This is a genomic window from Roseobacter sp. HKCCD6576-2 (assembly GCF_013179285.1).
GTDB lineage: Bacteria > Pseudomonadota > Alphaproteobacteria > Rhodobacterales > Rhodobacteraceae > Rhodophyticola > Rhodophyticola oceani.
The window spans coordinates 1-8,714 of sequence record NZ_WVNW01000031.1; the positions used below are offsets into that span (position 1 = coordinate 1).

Here is an 8,714-nt window from a genome sequence, read left to right on the forward strand (position 1 = left end):
CCGGCGCGTCGCTGACGAGCGAGAACGAGGCCTGGGCGCTTGGGGTTGGCCTTGGCGGCACCTATGCGTGGAATGACCGGGTGGATCTCTTCGGCGAAGCCTCCTATGCCACAGGGCTCAGCAACGCTGGCGACACCAGCGCCCTCAGCGCAAGCGCAGGGCTGAAAGTGGTGTTCTAGAGGGGCGGCTGATATACGAAATGTCATCTACGCAATTCAACAAGCACAACAACACACCTGCGCCATCGAAAGCGCTCGTATAACACAAAACGAACTGTTAGCCTGCTGTCAACTTCCACGCCTTTTCCAGTTGACCTTCGCCGACAGTGCGGTGCGCACTAGCGTCGGCACCGCAGAGCAGAGGCATTGGCGTTGGGAATGGATGAACTCTTGAGGCCGCCCGGTAGCGCCTAGGGGAACCGGAACCGACGTCTGCAGACGTTTGACACCGCTTGCTGACCGCTGTAAATTTCACTAATCTGTTGGGGTGCCGGTACCTTATGTCCGGCTGAGACGCGCAAAAAGCGAACCCATTGAACCTGAACCGGTTAGGACCGGCGGAGGAAACGGATGTTAGCAGATAATGCTTTTGTTCGCTGAATCCCCAAACTGTCCTGACGTCGCTACGATGGGGAATCCACATGACTGCGGCCGCACTTACCATCGCCGGTTCCGATAGCGGCGGCGCAGGTATCCAGGCCGATTTGAAGTCGTTCTCTGCCCGTGGTGTCTATGGGTGCAGCGCCATCACAGCAGTCACAGCCCAGAATACCCGCGCGGTTACGGTAATACATCCCATCCCGCCAGAAGTTATTCGCGCTCAAATTGACGCGGTTCTGTCGGATATTTCGGTTTCGGCCATTAAGATTGGCATGCTGGGCAATGTCGAAACCATCACGGCTGTCGCGGAGGCAGTCGCTGGTTTTGAGGGACCAATAGTTCTTGACCCCGTCATGATTGCCAAATCCGGCGATGCCCTGTTGGAGGATCATGCCGTCGGGGCATTGATCTCGCGCCTTGCGCCCTTGGTCACAATCATCACGCCCAACATCCCGGAGTCAGCCCGCCTCACAGAAGACGATGAGGCCACAACGGACGCACAGCGGATGTCGCAGGCGCGGCGGCTGCAGGACATGGGCGCAAAAGCCGTACTATTGAAAGGCGGGCACGCGCAGGGCCGGCTTTGTGTCGACTGGCTGTTCGAAGGCGATGAAGGGCTGGCGCTGCAGGCCGAGCGAATCAACACGCTCAACACGCATGGCACCGGTTGCGGTTATGCTGCGGCAATTGCCGCCGAAATGGCTAAGGGTTGCTTGGTCGCAACTGCTGTTCAAACTGCACATGGCTGGCTCCACGCAGCCATTGCGCGCTCGGACACGTTGGCAATCGGACAGGGCCACGGCCCGGTTCACCACTTTCACGGCATCTGGACGTGAACGACGCGTTTCATATTCGCGGCGGGGGCGTTGCGGGTCTGACCCTGGCGGCAGAACTGAGCGGACGCGGTGCTCAAGTCTCGGTTTCCGACCCTGGTGGCCCACCCGGGGCGCAGTCCTGTTCGTGGTGGGCCGGTGGCATGCTGGCACCTGACTGCGAAGGTTTCTCGGCCGAGCCTGACGTCATCGCCAAAGGACGCGAAGCGGCAGATTGGTGGGAACGTCAGGACGTGGCGGTTGCGCGCAAAGGCACATTGGTCGTTTCACTGGCCAGAGACCGTACCGAACTGCAGACTTTCGCTCGGCGGGTCCCCAATGCCCGATGGCTGTGCCAGGATGCTTTGGAAGCTTTGGAGCCGGATGTCGCAGAACGGTTCTCCCGGGCGCTGTTTCTGAAAGACGAAGCTCATATCGACCCAAGGCGGGCTCTTATCGCGCTGCACCACCGCCTAGATTGCAATGGCGTGGAGTTCATCCCCCCGACAGATCTACCAAGCGCACGGCTCGTCGATTGTCGGGGGGTTGCTGCGCGCGACCTCCTCGAAGACCTGCGTGGGGTCAAAGGCGAAATGGCGATCATACGCTCCGAACAGGTCAGTTTGTCACGACCGGTGCGCCTGCTGCATCCGCGATTTCCCCTCTACATTGTTCCGCGTGAGGGGAGTGTCTTTATGCTCGGCGCAACGCAGATTGAGTCTTCTCAGCGATCCAGTGCAGGCTTACGCTCCGTACTTGACCTCCTTGGGGCGGCATATGCGCTGCACCCCGCATTCGGGGAGGCTGAAATCCTCGAGATCGGCGTCGATGCCCGCCCGGCATTCCCGGACAATCAACCCAGGATCCGCCACTTGAGTACTTGCCTGAGCCTGAATGGGTTGTTCAGGCATGGTTTTCTCCTGGCACCTTCACTGGCCCGAATGTCAGCCGATCTTTTGCTGGGCAACATTATTCCGGAGGTTTGGTATGAAGATCGTCGTTAACGGCGAAACGGTCGACGCAGAAGGTCAGACACTCATGGATCTTCTGGAGCAGCTTGGCCAGGCCAGGGCAAAGGTCGCGACGGCGGTAAATGCTGCATTCGTGCCTGCAGCCCGGCGCGCTTCCACGATCCTTTCCGAAGGCGACGCGGTCGAGATCGTCGCGCCGCGCCAGGGGGGCTAGCAATGCCTGCATTCTACGGAAAAGAGATCGCTTCGCGCCTCATGCTGGGGACGTCGCTCTACCCATCGCCGACTATCCTCGCGACTGCGTTCAAAGCGTCTGGCGCTGGTATCGCCACGGTCTCGGTCAGGCGCGAAGCTGGATCAGACCAGGCCGGTCAGGCGTTCTGGGACATTATCAAGGATCTCGACGTGGCCTTGTTGCCAAACACTGCGGGCTGTCACTCTGTCAAAGAAGCGGTAACGACGGCGCATATGGCCAGGGAGTTGTTCGAGACACCTTGGATCAAACTGGAAGTCATCGGTAATGCCGACACTTTGCAACCGGATCCATTTGCCCTGGTCGCAACCGCGGAGATCCTTTCCAATGACGGCTTCGAAGTCTTTCCCTACTGTACCGAGGATCTGATCCTCTGCGAGAAACTGGTCGAAGCGGGTTGCCAGGTATTGATGCCTTGGGGGGCGCCCATCGGGACCGGGCTTGGGCTGAACAACATCTACGGCTTGCGGGCGCTTCGTGCGCATTTCCCTGAAATTCCTCTTGTTGTTGACGCTGGACTTGGCCTGCCCAGTCAGGCGGCCCATGCGATGGAGCTTGGCTACGACGCCGTCCTTCTTAACACTGCGGTCGCCATGGCAGGAGATCCGGTCAAAATGGCGAAGGGGTTCGCGCTGGCGGTCGAAGCCGGGGCGGCCGCGGCTGCGGCCGATCCCATGGAGCCGCGCGAGATGGCGGCGCCATCAACGCCCGTTGCCGGAAAGCCGATCCTATGACGCTGCCACGGTTCTACCCGATATTTGATGATTACGACTGGCTGGAACGGCTCGTGCCGCGGGGTCTGAAAATGGTGCAACTTCGGGTAAAAGCCCGCCCGGATTCGGTCCTGCTGGATCAGATTATGCGCGCGAAAGCACTCTGCCAAAGCCACGACTGCCTGCTGGTGATCAATGACTACTGGAAACACGCCATCGACCTTGGGTGTGACTGGGTACATCTGGGCCAGGAAGACCTTGATGCGGCTGATATCGCGGCAATCCGGCGAGCCGGGTTGAAACTAGGCGTTTCCACCCATGATCGCGCAGAACTCGATCGTGCCATGTCTTTGACCCCAGATTATGTCGCGCTTGGTCCGATCTATCCGACAATCCTCAAGAAGATGAAGTGGCACCAGCAAGGTGTCGCGAAACTGACAGAATGGCGCGATCTGATCGGTGCGACACCTCTTGTTGCTATCGGCGGGATGAGCATTGAACGCGCAGGCGGGGCCTATGCTGCGGGTGCGGACATCGTCTCGGCGGTGACAGACATCACGCTACATGGCACCCCCGAGAACAGAACCGACCAGTGGCTTGAGGCGTTTCAATGAATCGCTATGCGCGGCAGATGATGGTGCCTGGATATGGTGAAGAGGGTCAGTCTCTTCTGAGTCAGGCGAGTATATTGGTCATCGGGGCCGGTGGTCTGGCGGCTTCTGCCTTGCCTGCACTTGTCGGTGCAGGCGTGGGGAGGATCGTACTGGTCGATTCCGATACGGTTTCACTTAGCAATCTTCACAGACAAACGCTGTTTTCCGAGGCCGATATCGGCGCGTCTAAAGTCCTCGTTGCCCGCCAGCGCATGGAACAGCTCAATGCCGAAGTGCAGGTTGAAGCGCATCTGCAGCGCTTTGATCCCGAAAACGGGTTGGCCTTGCTCGATGGCGTCGATCTGGTGCTTGATTGCGCCGACAGTTTCGCATGCAGCTACACAGCATCCGACCTCTGCCATGCCTCCGGAGTGCCGTTGATCAGTGCCAGTATTGTTGGCCTTTCGGGATATGTTGGCGGTTTCTGTGGTGCGGAACCAAGCTTGCGCGCAGTCTTTCCCGATCTTCCCGACCAGTTGGGCAGTTGCGATGCGGATGGCGTTCTGGGGCCATCTGTTGGTGTCATGGGCGCACTTCAGGCGCAAGTGGCGCTAGCGGTGCTGACACGTCAGACACCATCGCCACTGGGACAACTGCTGACATTCGATGCCCGCGATATGCGCTTTTCCAGCTTTCGTTTCAGCGATGCCACGGAACCGCAATCCAGTATACCTTTCATTGCCCCTAGCCAGATTCAACCCGGCGACTTTGTGGTCGACTTACGAGGAACAACAGAACCGGGCCCGGCCATCACGTCAGACCTGCGAATGCCCGTCGCTGACATACCCGCGGATCTTGCCCAACGGATCGCAAACCGCCGTGCCGTCTTTGCCTGCCGGTCCGGCCTGCGCGCCTGGCAGGCAGCAACAAAACTCAACCACCCGCGACCCGATGCGATCGCCCTGATCTCGCTCGGAGGCTGACTACAAAGGAGAACACGCCGATGAAAACCCTGATTATGGCTGCAATGCTTACCGCCCTAAGCTTGCCAGCAAAGGCGCAGGACGAAATGACCCTGCTTCTTGATTGGTTCGTGAACCCCGACCATGGCCCGATCATCATCGCAGAAGAGCAAGTGCTTTTCGCCGCGCAGAATCTGAATGTAACTATCATCGCGCCCGCCGACCCCTCCGACCCGCCAAAACAAGTCGCCGCCGGTCAGGCCGACCTGGCAGTAAGCTATCAGCCGTCACTACATCTGCAAGTGGCTGAAGGACTTCCGCTGATCCGTGTTGGCACCCTTATCGCCACACCTCTGAATTGTCTGCTGGTGCTGAGAGATGGCCCGGTACAGCAGATTTCTGATCTGAAGGGCAAGAAGATCGGGTTCTCCGTTGCCGGTGTGGAAGAGGCCCTCTTGAGTGCAATCCTCGGGAAACACGGGGTTGCTTATGATGAGGTCGAACTCGTCAACGTCAATTGGTCGCTCTCCCCATCCCTCATGTCGGGGCAGGTTGATGCGGTGATCGGTGCATACCGCAATTTTGAGCTGAACCAGATGGAAATCGAAGGTGTTGAAGGGCGCTGTTTCTTCGTCGAGGAGGAGGGCGTGCCGACCTATGACGAACTGATCTATGTTGCCAACCCGAAAACCATGGATTCTGATCTGATCCGTCGCTTTCTGCGTGCCACAGAACTGGCGACGCAATTCATTATAAATCACCCTGAGGAAAGTTGGGAGATTTTCAAGAGCTATTCCACTGAACTCGACGACGAGTTGAATGCAAAGGCTTGGGTCGATACCTTGCCCCGCTTTGCCCTGCGCCCCGAAGCACTGGACGAAGGGCGATATACAAGATTTGAGGCGTTTTTGGCAGAAGCCAGCCTTGTTGAAGGTATGCGCCCCGTAAGTGAACTGGCGATCGATCTGGGCGCACAATGAGTTACGGCCAGATATTTAATCGCTTGAAGGCTGAGGCGGACCTTTCATGGTCCGCCTACGTCAAACACGATTTTGTCATGCGCTTGGCGGATGGCACGCTGCCACGCGAGGCGTTCCTGCACTATCTGGTACAGGATTACATTTTTCTCATTCACTTTTCGCGCGCCTGGGCCCTTGCCGTGACGAAGGCAGAAACGGTCGATGAAATGCGGCATGCAGCGGCCACCGTGCACGCATTGATCAATGATGAAATCGCACTCCACACAAGGATATGCGCGGAGGCTGGTATCAGCGAAACGGTCCTGGCAGACGCAGAGGAAAGGCAAGAGAACCTCGCCTATACGCGTTATGTTCTTGATGCCGGTCATTCAGGCGATCTGCTCGATCTCCTTGCCGCGCTTGCACCTTGCGTCATGGGTTACGGCGAGATCGGCGGTCGATTGATGCGCGAGGCGTCCAGCGATGCTTACGGTGACTGGATTTCGACCTATGCGGGCGATGATTACCAAGAAGTCTGTGTTTCTGTGGGGGCGCTCCTTGACGCGGCGGCCGCGCGCCGCCTTGGCCATGATGCGCAAGCCAGCCCGCGATGGCCTACACTGTGCAATCGCTTCAAAACCGCCACCCGCCTGGAGATCGGCTTTTGGGATATGGGGTTAACACCATGACCACCGCGTCGTCGTCATTTCAGGTGATTGGCGATGCGCGTATCGGGTCCGTGAGCATATTTGCCAACCTTGATCTTAGGCTGTTTCTCGGAGAGTGGACCAGCCTCCTGGGATCAAGCGGTGTCGGAAAATCAACGGCTCTGAAGTTGCTTGCCGGTCTGGCAGATCATGTCACCTTTGAAGGGGATCTGACGCTGCCCCCTGCCGGGACTGTCGCGATAATGGGGCAGGATGATCTTTTGCTGCCGTGGCTTACTGTCGCGCAGAATGCCGCCTTAGGTGCACGCCTACGACAAGAGAAAGTCAATTCTTCCAGAGTTTCCGAAATTCTTGAGCTGGTTGGCCTTGGAGCATTCGCCAACCGCAAACCCGGCTCATTATCAGGTGGCCAAAGACAACGCGCAGCCCTCGCGCGCACGTTGATGGAAGACCGCCCGGTCATCTTGCTGGACGAACCCTTTTCCGCACTTGACGCGCTCACTCGCCTGCAAATGCAGGATTTGACTGCCGGGCTTTTACGGCAACGTACAGTTTTACTTGTCACCCATGACCCGGGCGAGGCCGTGCGTATGTCTGATCGTATCGTAATCATGCGCGCAGCCGGCATCACCGAGGTTCGAGTGCCGGCGGGGCCGACACCCCGCGCGGTGGATGCGCCCGACGTCATGCAGGCTCAGGCAGAATTGTTATCTCAGCTCAGGGCAGAGCACATATGACACCGACAGAACAACTCCGCGAAGAAAACCGGGAAAACTGGGACGCGGCAACGCAACATCCGTTCACCACAGAGCTAGTGGCAGGAACGCTGTCCTTGGACAAAATGGCAGGCTACCTTCAGCAGGATTATCATTTCATTGATACCTTTGTCAGATTGCTGGCAGTAGCGATTTCGCAAGCGCCTTCCCTGCCAGATCGTGTGCCCGGCGCGCAGTTCCTGGCCGTCGTGACGGGCGCCGAAAACACCTACTTTCAACGCAGCTTCGCAGCGCTTGACGTGTCCGACACCGCGCCGGTTCACGGCCAGACACAAGCCTTTCTTGATCTGATGCATCGCGTTCGGAAATCTGGAAACTACGGAGAGATGATCGCGGTGCTGACCGTGGCCGAGTGGGTCTATCTTAGCTGGGCGACCCCCTTTGCGGCGCGGGCAGAGCAGTTGCCGTTCTACTTCGGTGAGTGGATCGCATTGCATACAGGCGAAAGCTTTGCATCAGTAGTCATCTATCTGCGTGAGCAACTCGATGATGTCTGGGCCACTTCGCCCAAAACTGATCGGCTGCGTATCGCAAGTGCGTTTGCCGATGCTGTGGCGTTGGAACGGGCCTTTTTCGATGCCGCATGGTTCGGCTTCCCGGTGGCAAAATGAACGGCTGGCGCGCGGGGCTGGCCGCCATCGGACTCGGCCTTCTTGTATGGCAGGCAACCGTTTGGATGACCGGCGTGCCGCGTTTCATCCTTCCAGGCCCTGCCTTGGTTGCAGAAACCATGTGGACCAGCCGTGCGCTGCTCTTTGAACATGCTCTGGTGACAATTTCTGCTGTGCTGATGGGGCTCGTCCTTGGGGGAATTCTTGGTGGTTTGTCGGCCATCGCTCTGGCGGCATCGCCGGTCGCACGGAGCCTGTTGCGGCCTAACCCTCGTGCGCTTCAACCAAGATGTCGGGTTCAAAAAACTTCAAATAGCCTTTGGTTACATCAATTCCTTTCATCGGTTGTCTGACCGTTGATCGCCACTCTTCAGGAGTATTCCGAAAGATCGGAATAACTGGATTGAATACACCGCCCCACAAGCAAGAACATACCCTCATGAACTTTCTGATCGATGCTTGGTCGCTAGGGCTTGCCAGTAGAGCTATGCGAGTAGGACGAAGTCGAATCTCGGCTGACAGTTCGGTCAAGAGGGAATACCTTCAGATGAAACATACTGTTGGGCATTATGGCACCAGATTTCAACAAGGCCACTATCGAAGCACTCGGAAAACGCGCCGGCTATTTGTGCAGCAATCCTGACTGTAGGACACCTACGGTCGGACCTAACTCTGACCCTTCTGGCACTACAAGCATTGGCGAAGCTGCACACATCTCTGGCGCACGGCCCGCTAGCGCCAGTGACCCAGCCCCCTGATCCGGGCCGCTCAGGTGTAGAATCCGTTCCTGTTTTGCT

Annotated in this window: 11 protein-coding genes and 1 riboswitch; all 11 genes read left to right on the plus strand. The window is 57.9% G+C overall.

The genetic code is table 11. The annotated features are described in order from the left end of the window. Positions 1–472: 472 nt before the first annotated feature. A riboswitch (TPP riboswitch) is annotated at positions 473–582 on the plus strand. 58 nt (positions 583–640) lie between these two features. From thiD to GTF44_RS21500, 11 genes are read left to right on the plus strand one after another with little or no spacing between them, the layout of a single operon-like run. After that, positions 641–1,435, plus strand: a complete 795-nt coding sequence (gene thiD / locus GTF44_RS21450) for a bifunctional hydroxymethylpyrimidine kinase/phosphomethylpyrimidine kinase (RefSeq protein ID WP_171563376.1) — start codon at positions 641–643, stop codon at positions 1,433–1,435. Next, positions 1,432–2,415 carry an FAD-dependent oxidoreductase gene (locus GTF44_RS21455; protein ID WP_171563377.1) on the plus strand — a complete coding sequence of 328 codons (984 nt, stop codon included), beginning with the start codon at positions 1,432–1,434 and terminating at the stop codon, positions 2,413–2,415. Before thiD ends, GTF44_RS21455 begins: the two co-directional genes overlap by 4 nt. Continuing rightward, positions 2,399–2,596: a sulfur carrier protein ThiS gene (gene thiS, locus GTF44_RS21460; RefSeq protein WP_171563378.1), complete on the plus strand. Its 198-nt coding sequence runs from the start codon at positions 2,399–2,401 to the stop codon at positions 2,594–2,596. Before GTF44_RS21455 ends, thiS begins: the two co-directional genes overlap by 17 nt. Positions 2,597–2,598: 2 nt before the next feature. After that, positions 2,599–3,369, plus strand: coding sequence for a thiazole synthase (locus tag GTF44_RS21465; protein ID WP_171563379.1), 771 nt, complete (start codon positions 2,599–2,601; stop codon positions 3,367–3,369). Continuing rightward, the gene (locus tag GTF44_RS21470; RefSeq protein WP_171563380.1) at positions 3,366–3,962 is read left to right on the plus strand and encodes a thiamine phosphate synthase; all 597 of its coding nucleotides are present in this window, start codon (positions 3,366–3,368) and stop codon (positions 3,960–3,962) included. The genes GTF44_RS21465 and GTF44_RS21470 overlap by 4 nt, the downstream gene beginning before the upstream one ends. Next, positions 3,959–4,924 carry a HesA/MoeB/ThiF family protein gene (locus GTF44_RS21475; protein WP_171563381.1) on the plus strand — a complete coding sequence of 322 codons (966 nt, stop codon included), beginning with the start codon at positions 3,959–3,961 and terminating at the stop codon, positions 4,922–4,924. The genes GTF44_RS21470 and GTF44_RS21475 overlap by 4 nt, the downstream gene beginning before the upstream one ends. Positions 4,925–4,944: 20 nt before the next feature. Continuing rightward, positions 4,945–5,883, plus strand: coding sequence for an ABC transporter substrate-binding protein (locus GTF44_RS21480; protein WP_171563383.1), 939 nt, complete (start codon positions 4,945–4,947; stop codon positions 5,881–5,883). Next, the gene (gene tenA, locus GTF44_RS21485; protein WP_171563385.1) at positions 5,880–6,551 is read left to right on the plus strand and encodes a thiaminase II; all 672 of its coding nucleotides are present in this window, start codon (positions 5,880–5,882) and stop codon (positions 6,549–6,551) included. The genes GTF44_RS21480 and tenA overlap by 4 nt, the downstream gene beginning before the upstream one ends. Continuing rightward, a complete protein-coding gene (locus GTF44_RS21490) occupies positions 6,548–7,267 on the plus strand; it encodes an ABC transporter ATP-binding protein (protein WP_171563388.1) in 720 nt (239 codons plus the stop codon). Before tenA ends, GTF44_RS21490 begins: the two co-directional genes overlap by 4 nt. Next, the gene (locus GTF44_RS21495; protein WP_171563390.1) at positions 7,264–7,917 is read left to right on the plus strand and encodes a TenA family protein; all 654 of its coding nucleotides are present in this window, start codon (positions 7,264–7,266) and stop codon (positions 7,915–7,917) included. The genes GTF44_RS21490 and GTF44_RS21495 overlap by 4 nt, the downstream gene beginning before the upstream one ends. Beyond that, positions 7,914–8,270 (plus strand): hypothetical protein, encoded by a 357-nt coding sequence (locus GTF44_RS21500; RefSeq protein ID WP_171563392.1) that lies wholly within the window; start codon positions 7,914–7,916, stop codon positions 8,268–8,270. The genes GTF44_RS21495 and GTF44_RS21500 overlap by 4 nt, the downstream gene beginning before the upstream one ends. The last annotated feature ends 444 nt before the right edge of the window (positions 8,271–8,714 follow it).